We start from the raw sequence: 18,859 nt of genomic DNA on the forward strand, positions 1-18,859 counted from the left end.
TCACCGGCACCGATGTGCCAAAATGGTAAGTGAGTCAAAAATCACTGAGATAAGGAGAAGCCCAAATGAATATTATCCGTGTTGGAGTCGATATTGCCAAGTCAGTTTTTCACGTCCACGGTGTAGATCGCTATGGTAAAACTGTATGGCAGGCCAAGTATACTCGCACAAAATGGTTAAACGCGCTGAGTCGCAAGGTCCCGGCAGGCTGTCAAGTCGGTATGGAAGCGTGTGCATCAGCCCATCATTGGGGACGAGAGCTCCAGAAGCTTGGCTATCATGTTCGTCTGGTTCCTGCTCAGTTTGTTAAACCTTACGTAAAGAGCAATAAGAACGACAAAGTCGATGCTGAAGCGATTTGTGAGGCAATGAGCCGACCCAGCATGCGCTTTGTAGCCCTCAAAACAGCAGAGCAGCAAGATATCCAGGCTGCTCATCGCATACGCGAAGAATTAGTGGGACAACGTACCGCCAAAGCTAACCAGATTCGCGGTTTGGTAGGCGAATATGGTGTTATTTCGCCGGTTGGTATCCATCAACTTAAAAAGGCTTTACCAAAATGGCTTGAGGATGCTGCGTATTTCGGTGATTCCGAACAGCGATTCCGGAGTTATCCAATCACCTGTTAGCCGTTCTTTTTCATAACCCTCTTTTTACGCTAAGTGATCGGATTGGTCTAGTTTTCTCATTGATTCTCCTGTCAGTTCGATGCTATGGCTGTTGTGCAGTAATCGATCAAGCAAGGCATCGCCAATGGTGGGACTGGGTATCAGCTTGTACCACTCGCTGGTGGGTATTTGACTGGCGATAATGGTGCTGGATTGTTGGTAGCGTATTTCCATCACATCAAGCAGGTCATTCGCCTGACGAGCACTTAACTTCTCCATGCCCCAGTCATCAAGGATAAGCAGTTTACGCTTCGCTAAGGTATTCAACTGCTGTCGGTAAGAGCCGTCAGCATGTCCAACGTGTAACTCATCCAGCAGCTCTCCGAGGCGGTAATAACGGGCACTGTGATGTTGTTCACAGGCCTGCGTTGCCAACGCACAAGCCAGGTGGGTTTTACCACAGCCTGTTGCCCCGGTGATGATAATGTTCTGGTTGTAGTGCAGATATTGCCCGCTTAGTAGCGTCGCTATTTTTTTTTCTTGAGCCCACGGCCACTGCGGTAATCGATACCGCTTGGGCGGGCATCGAAGCGCAGCTTTGCCTGGCGGGTCAGACGTTTTACTTTGGTGTTGTCACGGCACAGTATTTCGTGGGTGGCGAGCAGACCGAGACGCTCTTCGAAGCTCATGTCGGTATAGGTATCCGGTTGCTCTTGCTGCTGTTGTAACGCCTGACAGAAGTGCCCCAGCCGTAATGCTCGCAGTTGTTCAGAGCAAAAACTTGATAAAAGCGAGGCAGCGGCAGAGCGATTCAAGAGTATTATCAACTTCTCGAACTTTCTTTTGCACGTGTTAAGAGTGTGGTCTGGTAAGGATGTTCCGTTAGATGATAAGCAGCTAATTGAACAGTTCGAAGAGCAAGTTATTAACTCTGATAATCCAACCGAGAGAGTGCAAGGTTTTGTTTTTGCATTACTGAAAACGAAGTATCTATTTGATCAGTTTATTATTAAACGTGAATTTTCTGATGGGGGCGATGGTTGGAGCTTAAAGTGCCTGCATTATTACGATAAAAACAGTCAAAGTTATATCAATACCTTTGGAAATGGTGACGAGGATGGCTTTGACGGAATAAATCGTCGTATTTTAATGCTACTGAGTGCTTTTCACGTATCGACGCCGACATTGGTTTATAAGCATTGGCTAAATGGCGCGTTATGCATACTTTATCGGATGAGTGGCGTCAATGGCTCAAACTATTTGCAACAGTTAGAACAGCTAGCCAGGAAGTTTGTTTTCGGTCGCTTTTTAAATCCCCATAACAGCGCTGAATATTATCAAATGATTTACGGAGATTACGATTACCCGAATCTATTTTCGAATACCCAAGGTGTACTAAAACGTATGCTGTACGGGAATATAGAGAATAACTTAGTGTTCAATTACCTGGACTATTTGATTTGGCGGGATTATTTCAATAATGATAAAACTTCGGATGATGTCGTCAAAAAATTCGAGTTTACCGCTAGGAGCTCGGTTGAGCACTTCTCCCCGCAACACCCCATAGAAGGGCATACTGCTCTGCCAGAAGAGCCATTACATCGCTTTGGCAATCTTTGCCTTATTAGTCACAGCAAAAATTCTCGACTGAGTAATTTTCAGCCCAAAGCCAAACGCGATCACTTCCATGCAGCGATCGTAGATAAGCGAATTGATTCGCTGAAACTTTATAAAATGATATTGCTCATGGATAAACAGAATGGCTGGCAGGAGTCGCAGATTGAGCAACACGAAAAAGAGATGTTGGAGCTCTTAATTCAAGATGCCACAGGGGTCAAGCCGGGGAATAGTTAGAGTGAATTACTGCTTCTGATCTGCCGGTTCGTTGGGCAGGATAAAGTGTTCAATCAGTCTAATCATGAGTTCTTTTAAGCTATTAATAGTGCGTCGAGGCTATAGTGCTTGATTTGACGACGCATTGCACTCATGGCTCCAGCGCGAACTACTAAGAAATCCTTGGTAGTTGAATTTTGATAAGCGTAACGGGAACCACACAACCGGCCAAGATAATTGTCGCCACACAGAATGGGTGTGGGTTATGACGCATATAAGCCATTTTAAGCGACTTTTAGATGATGCTAGTGAAACGACCTAGATCTAACTAATAAAGTCGCTTAAAGTGGCATTGAGAGCGTTTTTATGGTTTAAAGCTGCTCCTGCGAAATTCCTCCGTTCTGCTGTGCCGAACCCTATCAGGTCAACCGGTCAAGATAATTGTCGCTCAATACTTGCAAAACTAGTTTGTTCAATTGATGTTGTCTTAAAAGCGCTGCGCTTTGCTTATGTAGCGGGCCCCTATTCTATTTGTGGGTCGAAAGGTACTCCCGACCCACAGCAGCGTTATTTTCTCTTTCCGACCCACAAATAAATGTGGGTCGGAATGGTTTGGGTTTAAACGATGTTTTAGTTGCTTGGCTTCGACCCACATTTATTTGTGGGTCGAAACGCACTTTATGGTTTTAGATAACGTGATTTATTGGACTTTGTCGTCGGCCCACATTTATTTGTGGGTCGAAACGCACTTTATGGTTTTAGATAACGTGATTTATTGGACTTTATCGTCGACCCACATTTATTTGTGGGTCGAAACGCACTTTATGGTTTTAGATAACGTGATTTATTGGACTTTGTCGTCGACCCACATTTATTTGTGGTGCTTGTTTGGCTGTTTTGTCGCTGAATGTTGAAAAGTCCCAAAAAAGGCCAAAAAAGGCCAAAAAAGTCCATATTGGTCCTTTTTTCAAAATTTAGCGTGCTCTCACAACTTAATTTTTGCGCATTTACAAAAAAATGGCCACTTTGGTCCAAAATTGGCCAATCAAGTTGAGTAATCAACCGACCAACGCATCATTCGAAACATTATCGTTACTTAACCCTCGGTATTTCTGCCCATCTCGTCGTGTAGGCAGGCGATAGTCGTTCACGCTTCATGTGCCAACTCGAAGACTTTTGCTGCGAAGCGAAATACAGTGCGCCGGTTTGTTTACCGTTCACTTTATCCAGCACGTTCATCAGCTCTCGGCTTTTGGGCTTAGCTTCATTGGTTTCGAACAAGGATTGCTGAAAAACCCCGGTTTGATAAAAATCAGCGAGCATTACACCGGCTTTGTTGTAATGGTAGCCAGCTCTGAAGATACGCTCGGACAGGTTGCGGGTGAGTGCCAGCAACTCACGGCTATCCTGTGTTGGTTGTGTCAAGCTGTGGGTCACCGAGTTACTGTATTGCGGGTGTTGCTGTTTAAACGGATTGGTCCGCATAAACACAGTTAGTTGGCGGGCGTATTGTTGCTCGTAACGCAGTTTTTCTGCGGCTCGAGCAATAAAGTTTGCCAGGGCCGCCTGAATGGATTCTATGGTAAGCACCGGGCTACCGAAACTGCGCGATACCACGATCTGCTTTTTGCTCGCCGGAAGCGCTTCCAACGCCAGGCAGGATTCACCACGCAGCTCACGTGCGGTGCGCTCCAGCACCACCGAAAATTGTTTGCGCAGGGTTTTAAGATCCGCCTCCGCCAACTGCAGCGCCGTGCTAATACCCATTCGTTGCAGACGCTCAGTAATACGCCGGCCAACCCCCCAGACCTCGTCCACCGGTGTTATCGCCAGCAACTTGCGCTGTCGCTGCGGATGGCTCAGATCGACCACACCTCCGGTCTGTGGGTACTTTTTAGCACCGTAGTTAGCGAGCTTTGCCAGGGTTTTGGTGGGTGCTATACCAACACAAGTAGGAATACCCACCCAGTCGCTGATGCGGTTGCGCAGTTGATGGCCAAAGGTATCTAATGAGACTGAGCGATCTACCCCGGTGAGATCAGCAAAGGCCTCGTCGATGGAGTAAACCTCTAGTTGCGGCACCATGGCTTCGATGGTCGACATCACCCGATTTGATATGTCGGCGTAAAGCGCGTAGTTGGAGGAAAAAACTTCAATGTTGTGCTGCTTAATCAAATCATCAATCTTAAACAGCGGCGTGCCCATTTTTATGCCCAGCGCTTTAGCTTCGGCAGAGCGAGCTACAGCACAACCGTCGTTATTAGAGGCTACCAGTACCGGCCGCTGACGCAGATCCGGCCGAAACAGCCGTTCACACGATACATAAAAGTTATTGCAGTCAATCAGGGCAAAGCAGGGTGCTCGCTTAGCGGAACCGATGGATAACATGACTGACTACCCCAAATACATCGAGCTCGGCATCTTCCGGCAGAGTGATCGGCGGATAATTCTGGTTATGCGATAACAGTGCCGGGTAGGGTTTCAACTGTAGCTCTTTTACCGTCAGTTCGCCGTTCCAGCAGGCGATAATAATGTCACCCGCCTGTGCGGTTAAAGCACGATCGACCACCAACACATCGTTGTCATTAATCCCCGCACCGATCATCGAATCGCCGGTCGCGCGCACAAAATAGGTGGCAGCCGGGTGCTTAATGCACAGCTCATTGAGATCCAGCTGCTGTTCGACGTAATCCTGTGCCGGCGAAGGAAAGCCGGCCTGCACCGCCTCCAGCAAATACGGGATCTGCAGCTTTGGATACACCCCTGCGCGACTGATGATTTCTGCTTTCATAATACCCCACAAATAATACTGTAATTATATACAGTATCGATGTTTTATTGATTCAGGGCAAGAGGCAGCAGAAACGAAGTGTTACTCAACGGCTTTACTATCGCTGGTCAAGCGTTAACTGATAAAAGGTATGCCATTGTTCAAGAACCTGTTGTCGCTGCTCAACGTCGCGGGTATCAAGTAGCGCATGAAACGTCTCGATATAGTAATTTCTAAGTGCGGTAAATAACTCACTTTCAAACATTGACTTAAACCACATACGCTCTTCACCTGTCGGCGTTTCTAATAGGTCATCGACTTGCGAAATATAGGTGGGATCGGCCCAGTTGGACGAATGCCAGATATCCTGCCGAGCAAGCGGCTGACCGTATAAATAGGGGAGCAAATAGAGATTGCTGAGCATGGCGTCGACAAGGTAGCGCGTTGCCGGTTGCAGTTGCGCAGTGCGTCGATAAGCTAGTGCAGAATGCAGTAAAAACACCGGCTCACCGACATCGTCAGGAAATTCCTCGGAAAACCATTGAAGAAATTCAACGGCCTTTTCGGGTGCACCACTCATCACATAATAGACGCAAACCCGGTAACGTTTACCAGAGCCGTCTCTGGCAGCACCAAAGGTTTCTTTTTCTTTAAAGAGTTCACGCCGTGCACGATTAGCACGGTCGCGGTATTTCTTTTGCTCAGGCGTTAGCATTTCGCTCTCTAATAATAGGCTTAATTTGATGACATCCTAACAACTTGGGACCGCTGCGGTAAGTTGTTATTTGGGGTAGAACTTACGAGTAAGGAGGTCTGATTTGTGCCATTAAGAGACATTCACTTAGCTCTTACAACAACTTTGGCCTTCTTGAATTGGTGGGCATTTCACTGTTCCATAAGAGCAGTATACACAACAATCGCCCTTCAAAGGCTTTAGGAGAACTTTGCAAGATTCACATTCATAATACCACTGGCAAGCGTTGGTTGACATTTCTTCGGTTTTACTGAAACCGCACTCAGGGCAAGTAATGGTAGAATTTAACTCTATACCTCGCATGTTTGCTCCTTCAAAGGTTTAACAATGTCCAATACGGACATTACAATCATCAAACAAATACCCACATAGAACAAATAAGTGCTCCAGTCATATTGCCATAGTGGATAGAGGGTTAACAAAACAGCTATAGGCCCAATAACTCCAAGAGTACCTCTCGTATGATTTTGGTTTTTATACCAGTTATACAAATTTACCAACAACGCCAAAGTTGCAAATATAGGTAACAAGGTATTTACAGCAATCCCCTCAAAGTGAGAGAGAAAGCCTAATCCCAATGCTGATGCTAATGAACCGAGAGCAGGGAAACACCCCGTACAACTGAGGGCTGCAAGCCAAACACCACCTGAGCCAACTTTATCTAAAATCTTATTAATCATTTTTAACGTCTAACATTATTTGAATGACTTGAGTGTAAACTCCGTAGATAGGTACGGAGTCAATGCTATTTTAGCGAATCGATTATTGGGCAGTGAGATTGGTCGTTATTGTTGCGGCATGAATTAGTCATTTCTTTTATGACGACTTCTAAGCGTTGAAGGTCAGCTATCTTACTTTGAATTAAGCTCAGTTTCTGCAAACCTAGAGATTCAACTTTGGCACAATCGCCATCCATTGACATCAAAGACGCTACTTCCTTTAGAGTAAAGCCAAGTGCTTTAGCCTTACAAATGAATTGTAATTGCTTGGTGATTGAGTCGTCATACACCCGATAACCATTTTGAGGTTTTTGGGGCTGCTTTATTAGGCCTTCTCGCTCATAAAACCGTATAGTTTCTACGCCTAAATCAAGTTCTTTAGCCAACTTACCTATCGTTTTCATCGTATAACCACAAAATCAGCCTACTTCATGACATTAGTATATCAATACGATGTAAAATTTCTCGAACTAATAATGACCGCTTCTCGCTCAAAGCGGACTGTGGCACGTGGCAAGAGCAGGTGTTTCAGACTATTCTCCAAATGATACAACGCCTAACAAGTTGAGGCTTTACTAGTATGTTTGTATAGATGAAGTGATTACACTATTTACCTTTTATCTCTCTTTATCCAGGCTTCTATCTCACGTAGCATAAGACCTTGAGAGAATGGCAGTCCATGGAAATCATTGTAAGTAACCAATTTATGTGGGTGACCAATGCCAGATAGCTTTCCTGCCAGCACCTTTGCTTGCTCAACAGACACTCTTTTATCTTTTTCCCCATGAAGTATTAAGACAGGTACGTCACGAGGTAAGTCTTCAGCCCAATAAACTACAGATCGTTTTTTTAACTCGACTTCCTTGTTAGCGCTATAGTCTGGCACTCTGGCTTTAAAAACAGCTTCCATTTCAGGTCGTTCTTGAATGGCTTTGAATAAATCGCTAGGCGAACCAATCACGGTCAGCGTTTTGATATTCTTTACTTTCAATAACGACAAAAACGATGACATTCCCCCTCGACTAACGCCAATCATGTGCATATCATTTTGATCAATATAAGGGAGTTTTGCAGCCAGCTTTACGATATTAACAACATCCTGAACGTCCCGCCCCCCAAATTCATCGACATGCTCTCCTGGTCCGTCGGTGAGCTCCATTCCTCCGCGATATTGAGTGGCGAAAACAGCAACACCTAAGTCTGTTATAGGCTTTAACTGCTGAAATATATCCACATAACTTAGGGCTCCAAACCTTGCATTGCCACCTCGGTTATAGATAATGGTTTTAAGTCTCTCGTTTTTCTTAATTTTCGGGGTGAGGAGTAGACCGCCAACCGGATATTGACCGCTCTGATATACAATCACCTTACACATAAAATCAGCTTGAAGCTCGTCAAACTCAGCCTGTCTAATTTTAGAGCGGTACATATCTGCTACTGCTGACTTTTTCCTATCAGGTGCGTTGACCGTTAAGGAAGTAATAAAAGCTTCATATGAGTCATCAAAACAATTTTTTTCTCTCAGAAAATTACCGGGCTCATCTGCCAGGAGTTTCCCGTTAACAACAGTTAAAATAAATGCTACGGCAATAATAGCAGTCTTATGCTTCATTTCTCACCTTTTTAAAAGTGTTAACTGAGCTTATCCATTCACTTCCCCATAGAAGAGGCGAAAGCTAGGTACCGTGATTAATTAATTTCCTTCACACCACCAGAACAAAATGGGTAACCATTAGTTTAAGTAGATAAGAGCTCGTAACAAGGTCAAAGGTCAATTGTTATCATAACGGACTCTTAACTTTGAATTGTTACTTGCCTAACAGATTGATTAAAAAGTTAGGGGTTAATAATATCAGTCGCGCTTTCAATAACCTCTTTAAGCTTTGAGGCGCCATTTGCGTCCCGGAAACCATGATCAAGCCCCGGCAACATTTTCAATGTTATGTTTGATGCGCCACCGTCAATAATATTTTCTACTTGCTGCTGCGTTCGTTCAGGGTCCACGCTTTTATCTTCACTTGATTGCATTACGAGCACAGGCTGCTCGATTTCCCTAAGCGGTTGGAGCAAATCCCGCTCCAAAGCATCTTTCCAAAATGCGTAGCCATGGCCGCTAACTTGTGTCGGAAACGGCTTATTACTTTCCTTAACTTTTTTGACAAACTGTCGGAAACCATACAAAACCTCATCAAGCCGGTCCTCAGGAACGGTCTGCTGGATGCTGAATTCCACATCGTGCTGAAAGCTGGAAGAGCCAGAGTTTAATACTAGTACGGCGTGTAAATCTGAGACTTTTGCAGCTACGCCTAAAGCGATCGAACCGCCTTCACTACCACCAGCCAAAATTACTTCACGATAGGAGGATTTTAAAGCCTTGACTAATTGAACCCCATCGTTAATTCTTTGCGCCATTGTATCGTATTGAAGGTAGTCATCTGGGCAGTCATCACGTGCGCCTGAAGCGTATGGAAGACTTTCATCAATACCATACTTCTCGATCGTTAAGAGTGCAGCGTCGGGCGCCAATTCTTTCCAAATTGTTTTTATCGACTCCATATGACGGACGCTGTTACAGTCAGACCCTTGAAAAATCACAATTAAGTTTTCGGCATCAGCATTATCTAGGTAATAACTAATATTGGTTCCATCATCACGCAAGTACTTTTCAGCAGCTACAGCAGGAAACGTACTTAGAAATACTAGAAACGACATCAAAAAGTAGGTTTTCATCAGGTCGAATATTTGTTAATTGAAGTTTATTAGTGATAGACAGATTAAAAAAAGTTCCAGCAGATGATAGCCATACCTGATTTAGACGGCGTAGTCAAAGAGGTAATAGCCGCAATTTGCGTGAATGTCTGCTTTGAGCGAACAGCGGACCTTCTGCCCTCTGCCTGCTCCAACTAATGCGGAACGTGTCAACCTTATTTGAACCAGCAGTGTCACAGGAACCAAGCAGGTAATTCACCCTTACCGCTTTACTATTGTTGGTTTTGCCATTGTGCTGTAAATTTCAGTGGGTTACTGTCAGTTACATAGCAATAAATCAACGTTACCGGTTTAAGCGGAGATACCAAGTGCATCGTCATCAACGACACGCTGAAGATAAATGCAATAACGGCGAGCAAGCTCACCCCGTCGAATATAGGCTTGATGAGCTGTTGGCTAATAGCCCTAAAGAAGCCTTTCAGTTAGATAAAGAAGACCAGATCTGGCTGGACGGCCCGGTGATAGAAAAATAACGGTTATTAATCCACAAAGTGAGGGGGCTAAATGACGGATATCGTTGCGACTATTGCATTTGCGTTGGCGCCCATCTTGGCACTAACAATTACAGCTTGTTACTTGTTTATTGGGCAGAAGAAGTCAGACAACCGTGAGGGTATAGATAACGATAACCCTTAGCGAATCAAGGTAATAATCTCCGCCGTGCCCATAGGTCCATAAGTAAAATGCAGATCTGAACGTATGTAGCGTCAATTACCTTGGCCGGTTTTTCACCCATACTTCAGAGCAGCCAGTTATGCTCTACCCAGTATATTAATTAAAAAATAGAGAGGCCAAATTTACGCTGTCTATTTTTTCGCATCCGTTAGATATCATCGTAGCATGAGCGCTTTAGTAGCAACTGAGGCAACCTGATGAGACACGCGCAAAGACCAAACCAACTGTTACAGCTCATTTTTTGGACCAAGAACAAAATTTTAAAAGCAAAAGAGCCGGAGCGATTGCTTGATGTTGATCGTCGTCAGCCTAAAGCAGAGCTCGTTTATATGTCGCTGGACCCTGACTCATATAGCGAGTTTCGAGTTTTTAAAATTTCGAAGCGAAAATACACTGTTCTAGTGCAGCGGTTTAAACCTGGCTCGACGACCAACTTCCCTCAAGTAAAAAACTTTTCAGACTACGATGCTGCCTTGAACTGGCTTAACAATTTTAAAACCTAATGGAGCAAGAACTCGAAAAACCGATCAGTAGCGAGATTTTGGGATTGTGATCTACTGGGGTTGTCTTTTAACCAACCTCAAGGAACACATAATGCAAAAAGACATTGAGCAAACACAAAAACTCGCACTGAATCGCCTGGCGATGGAAATTAAATCCAGCGTAAAGCTGAAACAATATTTACTGAATCATGATTGTTTGTCGATTACCAAGCTGACATCACTGATTAATGAGCGGATCGAGATGGCTGACGCAAAACTCGCAGGTACGTTAGCTTTGGCGCGTTCACCTCATTTGTACGGTATCGTACGTGATTTGAAGCTTGAGTTACAAAACATCGATGAGAACACGTTATCGCAATATAAGTACCAAATCGCCCAGGTAGAAGCATTAGTGCAAACAGGCTACTACAAACAGGCTCAAGCAATTCTGAGAGCGCAAGTGCCTGCTAATCACCGCGTACTCGTGGCTAAAGCTGCTAAGCTTAAACTAAAAAAACCCGACCCCTGGGTGTTAACTGATCGTCAATTTCTGGACGAACTAGTCGGTATCGCCTCGCTTACCCATATGAAACATGAGTATTGCACGTTGCATGCGCACCTCAAAGGCCGCCAGCTTGAAACGCAGTTTCTGCTCGAAAACCCGTCGGCAATTCAAAATTTCTACATTGACCGACACGGTCGGTTGTTGCACTCATTTGCTGAATTAGTTGCTAACAATTTTCTTAACGCAAATGATATTAATAATCTCACACAGCATGTAGTTGAGGGCTTACAGACCACTGCTAAGCATCGCAAAGCGGATTTTTATTTGCCCGAGACTCATGTTGTGATTGAAGTGTCTCAAAACCACGAGGCAGGGAAAGGTGTCAGGAAATCGCGTTATCTAGAGCGTAAAAATATCAAGGAGGCGGAATACAAAGATGCCGGTTATCGAGCAGTTTTTATCGACACAGAGCCTTTCTATAAAGCTACAGGCTTTGATATCTCAGGTTTTTGTGAATTGCTGCAAGCCGAATTAAAACGTTACGGCATCATTACGTCAACCGATTACTCAGTGGAGGTTTTAGGCTATTCGAATGACGAAAAAAAGAAAAACCTAATCGCTTTACCGTTAATTGACCTCGTTGACTTTTTGGAAGACGAGGGAATTGATGGCCTGGCGACGCTCAAAAATAAATTCCACTCGTATATGAATATTTTAAAGTTACGCACGGACTTTGACGCGGTTATGGAGCACTTTAAACAAAAAGGGATCAATAATCGTCGCGCAAACACACAGCTTGCTATTGAGCGCCGGCAAGCGAACTATGCAAGCATGCAGAGCGTTAAGGAGCTCATAAGAAAACAAAACATTAAGAGTCAGCGGGATTGGTTTAGCTTTGCGAAGAGTAACCGGCAGTTGCTTAAAAAGCTCAACGTCCCGTCGAATCTCCCGTCAGTTTATAAACGGTTAGGCACGTGGGAGGGCTGGGGCGCGCTCTGGTCTTGACGAGAGTAGGGAGGCGCAGGCCTCCCTTTTCGTTACTTGAAGTTAAACTCACTAATTGGGATGGCTTTGTCACTGGTTGAGAACAGGTGGACAAAATCAGAGCTTATAACATGGGCATCGCCAGTGTCATAACCAGTTTCAGTTGGATAGCCATAAATTTTTGGAATTACAGCGTAATCACCCATTCTATGTTTTAAGTAGTCAACCATACGTACAGTGCTAACATGCTCAACAACGATAAATTGAGCGTCCTGGTCAAAATTATCGACAACGTAAGGAGATACACTTATATTAAAGCTGGCAGAGCAGATTGGTTTTCCAGATGCTATAGGTCTGCTCGCGTATTGACTGTAACGACTTAAGTCTGTGTCATTCCGAAAGCGACCGCTCAGACTCGGCTCGTCGCCATTACATAACTTACCTGTGAAAAGTACAAAGAAATTACTATCTTTATTATATGAGTTCGGGACTCTAACCAAACCTTGATAGGACGTTTCATTAATTTTTGAAAAAGCCTCAGCAAACTCAACATCGACTGCCTCAAACACTGCTTGATCTGTTGAAACTTGAGATGGTTGAGCCTTTATCAAATACATCGGCTTCCAGTCATAAGCCCGCGCCTGATTGGCGCTTGTCGCGCCTTGACCCGCAACGCCAACCAAACCACCTCCGGCTAGACCTAACGCTAAATCACCAAGAACACCCGCGGTAGACATTTCTTGTTGCGCCTGCTCACCATCGTCAACATCTTCGACACCCGCAACCTTGTTAGTAATAAAAGCCATGTTATAGGCGAAGCTTTTGTCGTCTTTCCATTCATAGGGAACGGTATTAACTTGCATATCGACTTTGCCGGGCTCGGTACTGACACAGGCCGTGACTAATAAACAACCTGCAATTGAGGTCAACGCACTTAATTTATTTTTCATAAAAGTCCCTTTTTAATAACATTCTGTTAATTATCTATTATTATCAACGTTGGTTCTAGTACCCGTTTTAAAATTCCAGCACGAGATTGAATGGTTTTTGATGTATGGCTCTGACATTGATCCCCTTTGCGATCGACAAAGACACCAAGCAGATGGTCGCAGTGGAAGACGTACCGCGAGGACTTGCCTGCAATTGTGTTTGCCCATCGTGTAATTTGCCGCTTTCATCCCGACAGGGCGAAAAGAAACGCTGGCACTTTGCGCATGCTACACAGGCGTCTTTTAGCGATTCAGAGGCTTGTGAGATATCTTTTGGCGTGTCCGTGCGACTGATGTTGCGACAATTAATTCAAAATGGCATGACCATTGCCACGCCGGCAATGACTTTCCAATGGAACGACGATTACCCAAATCAACCTGTGGTTGACATAGCAGTAACCAATAACGCAGTTTGCACCATAGAAGAGGTTGGTATCGCTCAGCAATTTTCAAATACTACGGTCGACATCAAGGCGTCCGTGGCTGGAATACCCGTAATTATTTACTGCACCTATGAAAACCGTCGCGCACCGGAACAACTTTACAATCCAGACGAAACGCGTTGTGCCGTGCTTGAGTTTCAACTAGATACTCTGGAAGGGGATTTTGAACTTCATCACGGACGTTACCGCGAACGATTATTGCGTTACCTGAATCACGATATTGACGGTAAACGCTGGCTCTACCATCCGCGCTTGCCAAAATTGATTGACGCGAAGCGGAATGAGCTTAAAAAGCAGCATCTTGAAATGGTCGCGCAACAACAAAAGCAACAAGAACAAGCCCGCCAACAGCTAGTGGCAAAACATAAACGAGAGGAACAAGAAGCACAACGCCAACATCAAGCTTATCTTGAGCAACAACGAAAAACTGAGGAACAGCGTAAACAACAAAAGGAATTGGGCTTTCGGCGTGAATGCACTCAGTGTCAGCACGTATGGTATAGTAAAAACTCGTTGTTTGGCCTTAACTGCCCGAATTGCAAGACGTATCGGAACGTTAAGGTGGAGGAGTAGCCAATATGAATCAAATTAATCCAGCCAAACTTCCCAATAGCAAGTGGACCGCCGTCAAACCGATAAATCGGGAGAAGCATTTTTTGGTATCTGAAGTCGAGTATGATGAGGATGGTTCGGTGATGTCGTGCGTGATCGAATCAGTGCTCTCGAGAAAGGAATATCCAATTGACTGGCTGGACCTTAAAAACGAGGAAACATGGGTTCAAGGCTGGAGATAAGCGGTCATCATACCAAGTATCCTAAACTGGAGAGTGATTATGCAGCGTTTACAAATTACATTAACCGAAGAGGCGACCCGTCGTTATCTTGAGCTGATAAGCCCACGTTCTGAAGCGGAAGTTAATGAAGACATGGAACCATCATCACCGTGCTTTCGAATTGACATGGACATGCTTGGCGATCAGGTTTATTTAGAAATTGGCAATGAATGGGTTGATGTCGGTGAGGCTGAATCTCAGTTTGTCGACGCCAAGTAACTGCGCTAACGGACCGAATATAGCGACTGTTAGACGAAACTTATCAAGACCACATTTAAACGAGAGGCCTTTGAGAGAGCAGCCGCGTGGAAATAGGTGTATCAATTTATGTTCGAAGAAAACAATATTAATTGACCCTTTTTTTACATAAATTCAAAAACAAACCAGACTAGTTAGATTACATTACCTTGCTATAAGGACATACAATGACCGTTCATATTGCTATTGTGAGTGAGCAACCTGTACCCAACGTGTTGCCTTTACTAGAGACCGATATTGATGCAAAGGAAGTCATTTTTCTATATACCGGTCGGTTTACCGATAACATCAGTTATTTAGAAAGCACGCTTAAACCTAAAGGCCTGAAGGTTCAGGCAGAGCTAATCCCAGACTCGGTTGCTTTTGACTACACCGAGATGGAAACCATCGTTGGCGAACATATCGAAAAACTTAAGGCTAAAGGTAAACAGTCGATGATAAACATTACCGGCGGCACCAAACTGATGTCTCTTGGGGTCTTTTTAGCGGCGTTTAATCGAGATGTAGAAGCTTATTATGTCGAAGATAACAGCTTACAGTGGGTTAATACTGCCGGGCAGCGTGATTTAACGCCGCTGACCACTAACTTAAAGCTAAACCAATTTCTGGCGATTCACGGAACCCAGGTTGAATCCACAGGAGACGAGCAAGTACCACCTGAAGAGCAAGCTGTCATTGACTACATGACAGATAACTTGGGTTGGCTGACCAAGGTGATTCCCTATATCAATAAATGTCTTAATGCGCCTGAAGGGCAGGTAGGACATATTGATGAATTTAAAGCCCCAACGGAATTACTCGATTTCTGTGACGAAATGGAAACACGGGGGTTCTTAGAACAAACAGATAGTGGATTTAAACCAACCTCAGAAGAAAATGGTCAGTTTCTAGTCAGTGGCTGGTTAGAAAAACACATTTATTTATCTTTACGGCACGTGCTCAAGAACAACGGGCTTAAGGGTGAACATTTCCATAGCGTGCAGATAACACGTTCAAATAAGAAAAGTGGAAAAGAGGTACGAAACGAGCTGGATGTAGTAGCTCTGGTCAATAATCATTTATTTGTGTTTGAGTGTAAAAACCGAGTAACGAAAAAGAACCAAGAAAGTTATAAAACGGTGGACGACAACATTTATAAATTGAATAGCTTAAAGAACGATGTTGCAGGGGCTCGCACTAAGGCTATTTACGTTAGTACCTATGACGTTAAACCGGCGCAACGAGAGCGTGTGTATGCAACTCCCAATGTTGAGCTTTGGGAGTTGCAATCACTCAAACAGCTAGACGAAAAGTTACTCAAGCTTATCCGTTAAGCAAAGCAAAAAAACTAACGCTGCTTAATGGTTAGCGGCGTTGGTTTGTTTCGTGTTGACACATTAGCCGCATCTAGTTAGTTGAGCGCCCCTTAAACTTTTTAAACCAACAAACTTGTGACTGACCGTTGTCATTCCTCAGTTAAGTATTATGCCTCCCGAAATCGTTAAGGGAGCAAAACGTTGGTTTATATCGTGACACGTCACCCGGGTGCATTAGCTTGGTTGGAACAACAAGGCATTACAGGCGATATCTACGTTTCCCATGTGGAGAGCCTTGCACCTTGTGCCGGTGACAAAATTATTGGGACTTTACCGCTCGAATTCGCGGCAAAAGTATGCGAAGCTGGTGCTCGCTATTTTCATATTAGTCTGGACGTTCCAGCGTGTTGGCGTGGGGTAGAATTAAGCGTAGAGCAAATGCAGAAATGCAATGCGCGCTTAGTCGAGTTCATTGCTTTCCGTAAAACCAAAATCACAGGTTAATTTCGCTCTTTAACAGTTGGTTAAATTTTAGTCAACTTTCAAGATGGAAATCACCTGGCGATCAGGGCTTTTAACTCACTGAAAGGTAAGGTAAAATTTTCGCGTTAGAGTCTGAACAAAGCCCCGAATGATGAGGGGATTAAGACGTAGGCATCAGCTACGATGTCATCCCACTCTTCCGTCTGAACAAAGCCCCGAATGATGAGGGGATTAAGACGTGAGATTGAAATCGTCAATGTTGATGAATCAAACGTCTGAACAAAGCCCCGAATGATGAGGGGATTAAGACCGACCCTAAGAAAGTGTATGATACTGAGCAACGAAGTCTGAACAAAGCCCCGAATGATGAGGGGATTAAGACAGTGACACGCGCTTATACGCTCGTGTTAAGCAGTCTGAACAAAGCCCCGAATGATGAGGGGATTAAGACCGGTTCTCAAGATAGCGTGCGGGTTCGGGTGGTTGCGTCTGAACAAAGCCCCGAATGATGAGGGGATTAAGACTGATCCCAAGCATCCATACCAGTCAGTTTGATTTGTCTGAACAAAGCCCCGAATGATGAGGGGATTAAGACTACCTTCTTTTTGAATGTTTTTAATTGGTTTAAAGTCTGAACAAAGCCCCGAATGATGTTATCAATCTGTAGCGTGCGCCCTGGCGCACGTGGTTTTAAGTTTTGAATACAGTTCAGTGGTTTGCGGTCTAGTGCTACTTGCGTCAGGACGCAAGCTACTTCAGGGCGGAGGATAAGCAAGGCGGGGTTAACAAGTTTGTTAAATCCACCGGGGGTGGTTTTTATTCCATAGTTATATGCCATAGCCAGAATTCAAGTTAATTCGGGAGAGTGTTATGGCATTACATGATCCAAAACGGCGCGGTTTTTTATTGGCGTATGACATCAGTGACGACCGCAGTCGTGCCTGTATTCAACGCCGGGTAAAAAAGTTTAGCGGCACCTACCAAAAATCGGTTTACGAGGTGGAGTTAAGCCCGGCCGAAGTCAATCAACTGCTTGATTTTATTGGTCGTTACTTTGATGAAGTCAGCGATAGCTTGCTATTACTACCGCTTAACCCGTCTGGCTATGCCTACCATACCGGGAACGCCCAGGTATTCCCCACGCAAACCATCATGGTGATCTCCTAGCATGCCATATTTAATCGTGGATAAGCGTAATATCTCGCTGGAATACGAAGCCGATTGCATCATCATTCGTAACGAGGAATCGCGTCAATGCGTGCCGATATCGCGAATAAGTCAGCTTATTTGTATGCACAATACGGTGCTGACGACGCAGTTGATGGGGCAGTTACAAGAGCGAGGTATCGATCTAATCGTCATAAATAACCGTTTTCAAAGTCGCTCGTATGCGCTCATTGCCGATCAGCAAAAAACGGTAGCGCGTCGTTGTCAGCAATACGAATGGCAAAAAGACGAGCAAATTTGCCTAACGTTAGCTAAAGCCGTGTGCCATAACAAAATGCTGCGCCTTTATCGTCTAGCCAACACTCAACAACCCGACATGGCCAGCACGATAAAAAGTGCCGCCCATACCATAAAAATAGCACCGAACCTTGCGGCATTAAGAGGTGTTGAAGGCAGTCTGCAACGCAAAGCCTTTGAGCTATTACGTTTGCAACTGGCACCAAAATACGAATTTAAAAGTCGCGTTCGGCGGCCGCCAACCGATCCGGTTAATGCGCTATTGTCATTAACCTACATGATGTTGCACTACGAAGCCGTGCGGGCCTGCCAACGTTTTGGGCTTGATCCTTATTTAGGCTTTTATCACCGACTCACCCATGCTCGTTACTCGCTGGCCTGCGATCTGATGGAACCATTGCGCCCACATGCTGAGGCCTTTGTCGTTAAACTATTATTGCACGGCATACTGAATAAGAGTGCGTTTAGCCATGGCCGTCATGGTTGCTTGTTAGGTAAAGAGGGCCGGCAAACTTATTATGAACACTATGCCGAATTTTTAACCGTGCAACGTCGAGCTTTGTTGGCTAACACACGCTGGCTGGCGCGACGAATCGATCAAAGTCTACAATGAATAAGCGCAAGCAATGGTATTTAATTAGCTACGATATTGCTGATAGTCGCCGCTTACAGTGTTTTCATCGTTATATAAAAAAACACGCTTACGCACTGCAATACTCGGTATTTATTGGTTACTTTAACCAGCCAGAATGGGTTGAATTGTTGCGGCAACTCAACAAAAGGATTCGTCAGCAAACGGACAGTTTGCACTGTTACCGACTTACCGAGAGGGATATGATTCTCTGCGCTGGTAACCCCGCCTTTTTACCCGAGGTGTTTACTGAACAACGGTTACCGATTGCACAAAACCAAACTATTGACGAACTTCAAGTAGATGTTTAACAAACTTGTTAATGCTTGAGCCGCTTAATAATATCCGATAGAGTCAATTCATC

22 protein-coding genes, 2 pseudogenes and 1 CRISPR repeat array are annotated in these 18,859 nt (G+C 44.5%); of the genes and pseudogenes, 14 read left to right on the top strand and 10 right to left on the bottom strand.

Features of this window, described 5'->3' with window-relative positions; genetic code table 11:
- Positions 1 to 65: 65 nt before the first annotated feature.
- Positions 66 to 575 (top strand): annotated as a pseudogene (locus tag AWU56_RS01645) (IS110 family RNA-guided transposase); the annotation flags it as partial.
- Between the two features lie 78 nt (positions 576 to 653).
- Here AWU56_RS01645 and istB read toward each other — a convergent pair.
- Positions 654 to 1,435, bottom strand: a pseudogene (istB, locus tag AWU56_RS12975) (IS21-like element helper ATPase IstB).
- A gap of 31 nt (positions 1,436 to 1,466) precedes the next feature.
- Between istB and AWU56_RS01660 the strand changes: the two are divergent.
- Positions 1,467 to 2,462 carry an HNH endonuclease family protein gene (locus AWU56_RS01660; RefSeq protein WP_286681591.1) on the top strand — a complete coding sequence of 332 codons (996 nt, stop codon included), beginning with the start codon at positions 1,467 to 1,469 and terminating at the stop codon, positions 2,460 to 2,462.
- Positions 2,463 to 3,533: 1,071 nt separating this feature from the next.
- Here AWU56_RS01660 and umuC read toward each other — a convergent pair.
- From umuC to AWU56_RS01700, 8 genes are all read right to left on the bottom strand, one after another.
- On the bottom strand, positions 3,534 to 4,829 hold the full coding sequence (gene umuC, locus AWU56_RS01665) for a translesion error-prone DNA polymerase V subunit UmuC (RefSeq protein ID WP_286681592.1): 1,296 nt from the start codon (positions 4,827 to 4,829) through the stop codon (positions 3,534 to 3,536).
- Positions 4,807 to 5,232 carry a translesion error-prone DNA polymerase V autoproteolytic subunit gene (umuD, locus tag AWU56_RS01670; protein ID WP_286681593.1) on the bottom strand — a complete coding sequence of 142 codons (426 nt, stop codon included), beginning with the start codon at positions 5,230 to 5,232 and terminating at the stop codon, positions 4,807 to 4,809. The genes umuC and umuD overlap by 23 nt, the downstream gene beginning before the upstream one ends.
- Before the next feature lie 97 nt (positions 5,233 to 5,329).
- On the bottom strand, positions 5,330 to 5,926 hold the full coding sequence (locus AWU56_RS01675) for a hypothetical protein (protein ID WP_286681594.1): 597 nt from the start codon (positions 5,924 to 5,926) through the stop codon (positions 5,330 to 5,332).
- Positions 5,927 to 6,052: 126 nt separating this feature from the next.
- Positions 6,053 to 6,268, bottom strand: a complete 216-nt coding sequence (locus tag AWU56_RS01680; RefSeq protein ID WP_072243337.1) for a GDCCVxC domain-containing (seleno)protein — start codon at positions 6,266 to 6,268, stop codon at positions 6,053 to 6,055.
- Positions 6,256 to 6,645, bottom strand: a complete 390-nt coding sequence (gene merC, locus AWU56_RS01685; protein WP_034823179.1) for an organomercurial transporter MerC — start codon at positions 6,643 to 6,645, stop codon at positions 6,256 to 6,258. The genes AWU56_RS01680 and merC overlap by 13 nt, the downstream gene beginning before the upstream one ends.
- Before the next feature lie 65 nt (positions 6,646 to 6,710).
- On the bottom strand, positions 6,711 to 7,088 hold the full coding sequence (locus AWU56_RS01690; protein ID WP_019677949.1) for a MerR family transcriptional regulator: 378 nt from the start codon (positions 7,086 to 7,088) through the stop codon (positions 6,711 to 6,713).
- A 206-nt stretch (positions 7,089 to 7,294) separates the two neighbouring features.
- The gene (locus tag AWU56_RS01695) at positions 7,295 to 8,296 is read right to left on the bottom strand and encodes an alpha/beta hydrolase family protein (RefSeq protein ID WP_286681595.1); all 1,002 of its coding nucleotides are present in this window, start codon (positions 8,294 to 8,296) and stop codon (positions 7,295 to 7,297) included.
- A 224-nt stretch (positions 8,297 to 8,520) separates the two neighbouring features.
- Positions 8,521 to 9,414 (bottom strand): alpha/beta fold hydrolase, encoded by an 894-nt coding sequence (locus tag AWU56_RS01700; RefSeq protein ID WP_286681596.1) that lies wholly within the window; start codon positions 9,412 to 9,414, stop codon positions 8,521 to 8,523.
- A gap of 347 nt (positions 9,415 to 9,761) precedes the next feature.
- Here AWU56_RS01700 and AWU56_RS01705 point away from each other — a divergent pair, with 347 nt between their 5' ends.
- From AWU56_RS01705 to AWU56_RS01720, 4 genes are all read left to right on the top strand, one after another.
- Positions 9,762 to 9,926, top strand: a complete 165-nt coding sequence (locus AWU56_RS01705; protein WP_286681597.1) for a hypothetical protein — start codon at positions 9,762 to 9,764, stop codon at positions 9,924 to 9,926.
- Positions 9,927 to 9,957: 31 nt separating this feature from the next.
- Complete coding sequence (locus AWU56_RS01710) at positions 9,958 to 10,089, top strand: hypothetical protein (RefSeq protein WP_286681598.1); 132 nt, start codon at positions 9,958 to 9,960, stop codon at positions 10,087 to 10,089.
- A 236-nt stretch (positions 10,090 to 10,325) separates the two neighbouring features.
- Positions 10,326 to 10,631 (top strand): hypothetical protein, encoded by a 306-nt coding sequence (locus AWU56_RS01715; RefSeq protein ID WP_286681599.1) that lies wholly within the window; start codon positions 10,326 to 10,328, stop codon positions 10,629 to 10,631.
- Positions 10,632 to 10,722: 91 nt separating this feature from the next.
- Positions 10,723 to 12,120 (top strand): hypothetical protein, encoded by a 1,398-nt coding sequence (locus AWU56_RS01720; RefSeq protein WP_286681600.1) that lies wholly within the window; start codon positions 10,723 to 10,725, stop codon positions 12,118 to 12,120.
- 32 nt (positions 12,121 to 12,152) lie between these two features.
- Here AWU56_RS01720 and AWU56_RS01725 read toward each other — a convergent pair whose 3' ends face one another.
- Positions 12,153 to 13,049 (bottom strand): hypothetical protein, encoded by an 897-nt coding sequence (locus tag AWU56_RS01725; protein ID WP_286681601.1) that lies wholly within the window; start codon positions 13,047 to 13,049, stop codon positions 12,153 to 12,155.
- A gap of 104 nt (positions 13,050 to 13,153) precedes the next feature.
- On the opposite strand from AWU56_RS01725, the gene AWU56_RS01730 reads away from it, so the two are divergent.
- The 8 genes from AWU56_RS01730 to cas2 (AWU56_RS01765) all read left to right on the top strand — a co-directional run bounded on the left by AWU56_RS01730 (position 13,154) and on the right by cas2 (AWU56_RS01765) (position 18,806).
- On the top strand, positions 13,154 to 14,104 hold the full coding sequence (locus AWU56_RS01730; protein ID WP_286681602.1) for a competence protein CoiA family protein: 951 nt from the start codon (positions 13,154 to 13,156) through the stop codon (positions 14,102 to 14,104).
- Positions 14,105 to 14,109: 5 nt separating this feature from the next.
- Positions 14,110 to 14,325, top strand: coding sequence for a TIGR02450 family Trp-rich protein (locus tag AWU56_RS01735; protein WP_286681603.1), 216 nt, complete (start codon positions 14,110 to 14,112; stop codon positions 14,323 to 14,325).
- A 39-nt stretch (positions 14,326 to 14,364) separates the two neighbouring features.
- Positions 14,365 to 14,583: a hypothetical protein gene (locus AWU56_RS01740; RefSeq protein WP_286681604.1), complete on the top strand. Its 219-nt coding sequence runs from the start codon at positions 14,365 to 14,367 to the stop codon at positions 14,581 to 14,583.
- Positions 14,584 to 14,789: 206 nt separating this feature from the next.
- Positions 14,790 to 15,935, top strand: coding sequence for a Card1-like endonuclease domain-containing protein (locus AWU56_RS01745; RefSeq protein ID WP_286681605.1), 1,146 nt, complete (start codon positions 14,790 to 14,792; stop codon positions 15,933 to 15,935).
- Positions 15,936 to 16,118: 183 nt separating this feature from the next.
- On the top strand, positions 16,119 to 16,421 hold the full coding sequence (gene csx16 / locus AWU56_RS01750) for a CRISPR-associated protein Csx16 (RefSeq protein WP_286681606.1): 303 nt from the start codon (positions 16,119 to 16,121) through the stop codon (positions 16,419 to 16,421).
- A 109-nt stretch (positions 16,422 to 16,530) separates the two neighbouring features.
- Positions 16,531 to 16,995: a CRISPR direct-repeat array (repeat unit 37 nt; unit sequence GTCTGAACAAAGCCCCGAATGATGAGGGGATTAAGAC).
- Positions 16,996 to 17,270: 275 nt separating this feature from the next.
- On the top strand, positions 17,271 to 17,567 hold the full coding sequence (gene cas2 / locus AWU56_RS01755; RefSeq protein ID WP_286681607.1) for a CRISPR-associated endonuclease Cas2: 297 nt from the start codon (positions 17,271 to 17,273) through the stop codon (positions 17,565 to 17,567).
- Between the two features lies 1 nt (position 17,568).
- Positions 17,569 to 18,477 (top strand): CRISPR-associated endonuclease Cas1, encoded by a 909-nt coding sequence (gene cas1 / locus AWU56_RS01760; RefSeq protein WP_286681608.1) that lies wholly within the window; start codon positions 17,569 to 17,571, stop codon positions 18,475 to 18,477.
- Positions 18,474 to 18,806 (top strand): CRISPR-associated endonuclease Cas2, encoded by a 333-nt coding sequence (gene cas2 / locus AWU56_RS01765; protein ID WP_286681609.1) that lies wholly within the window; start codon positions 18,474 to 18,476, stop codon positions 18,804 to 18,806. The genes cas1 and cas2 (AWU56_RS01765) overlap by 4 nt, the downstream gene beginning before the upstream one ends.
- The last annotated feature ends 53 nt before the right edge of the window (positions 18,807 to 18,859 follow it).

The sequence above is a fragment of the Idiomarina sp. T82-3 genome, assembly GCF_001577655.1.
GTDB classification, from domain to species: Bacteria; Pseudomonadota; Gammaproteobacteria; order Enterobacterales; family Alteromonadaceae; genus Idiomarina; species Idiomarina baltica.

Bases quoted from the DNA above. Each gene is read 5' to 3' on its own strand.
- umuC (WP_286681592.1), bottom strand. From the start codon at position 4,829: ATGTTATCCATCGGTTCCGCTAAGCGAGCACCCTGCTTTGCCCTGATT.
- umuD (WP_286681593.1), bottom strand. From the start codon at position 5,232: ATGAAAGCAGAAATCATCAGTCGCGCAGGGGTGTATCCAAAGCTGCAG.
- AWU56_RS01675 (WP_286681594.1), bottom strand. From the start codon at position 5,926: ATGCTAACGCCTGAGCAAAAGAAATACCGCGACCGTGCTAATCGTGCA.
- AWU56_RS01680 (WP_072243337.1), bottom strand. From the start codon at position 6,268: ATGCGAGGTATAGAGTTAAATTCTACCATTACTTGCCCTGAGTGCGGT.
- merC (WP_034823179.1), bottom strand. From the start codon at position 6,645: ATGATTAATAAGATTTTAGATAAAGTTGGCTCAGGTGGTGTTTGGCTT.
- AWU56_RS01690 (WP_019677949.1), bottom strand. From the start codon at position 7,088: ATGAAAACGATAGGTAAGTTGGCTAAAGAACTTGATTTAGGCGTAGAA.
- AWU56_RS01695 (WP_286681595.1), bottom strand. From the start codon at position 8,296: ATGAAGCATAAGACTGCTATTATTGCCGTAGCATTTATTTTAACTGTT.
- AWU56_RS01700 (WP_286681596.1), bottom strand. From the start codon at position 9,414: ATGAAAACCTACTTTTTGATGTCGTTTCTAGTATTTCTAAGTACGTTT.
- AWU56_RS01710 (WP_286681598.1), top strand. From the start codon at position 9,958: ATGACGGATATCGTTGCGACTATTGCATTTGCGTTGGCGCCCATCTTG.
- AWU56_RS01715 (WP_286681599.1), top strand. From the start codon at position 10,326: ATGAGACACGCGCAAAGACCAAACCAACTGTTACAGCTCATTTTTTGG.
- AWU56_RS01720 (WP_286681600.1), top strand. From the start codon at position 10,723: ATGCAAAAAGACATTGAGCAAACACAAAAACTCGCACTGAATCGCCTG.
- AWU56_RS01725 (WP_286681601.1), bottom strand. From the start codon at position 13,049: ATGAAAAATAAATTAAGTGCGTTGACCTCAATTGCAGGTTGTTTATTA.
- AWU56_RS01730 (WP_286681602.1), top strand. From the start codon at position 13,154: ATGGCTCTGACATTGATCCCCTTTGCGATCGACAAAGACACCAAGCAG.
- AWU56_RS01735 (WP_286681603.1), top strand. From the start codon at position 14,110: ATGAATCAAATTAATCCAGCCAAACTTCCCAATAGCAAGTGGACCGCC.
- AWU56_RS01740 (WP_286681604.1), top strand. From the start codon at position 14,365: ATGCAGCGTTTACAAATTACATTAACCGAAGAGGCGACCCGTCGTTAT.
- AWU56_RS01745 (WP_286681605.1), top strand. From the start codon at position 14,790: ATGACCGTTCATATTGCTATTGTGAGTGAGCAACCTGTACCCAACGTG.
- cas2 (WP_286681607.1), top strand. From the start codon at position 17,271: ATGGCATTACATGATCCAAAACGGCGCGGTTTTTTATTGGCGTATGAC.
- cas1 (WP_286681608.1), top strand. From the start codon at position 17,569: ATGCCATATTTAATCGTGGATAAGCGTAATATCTCGCTGGAATACGAA.
- cas2 (WP_286681609.1), top strand. From the start codon at position 18,474: ATGAATAAGCGCAAGCAATGGTATTTAATTAGCTACGATATTGCTGAT.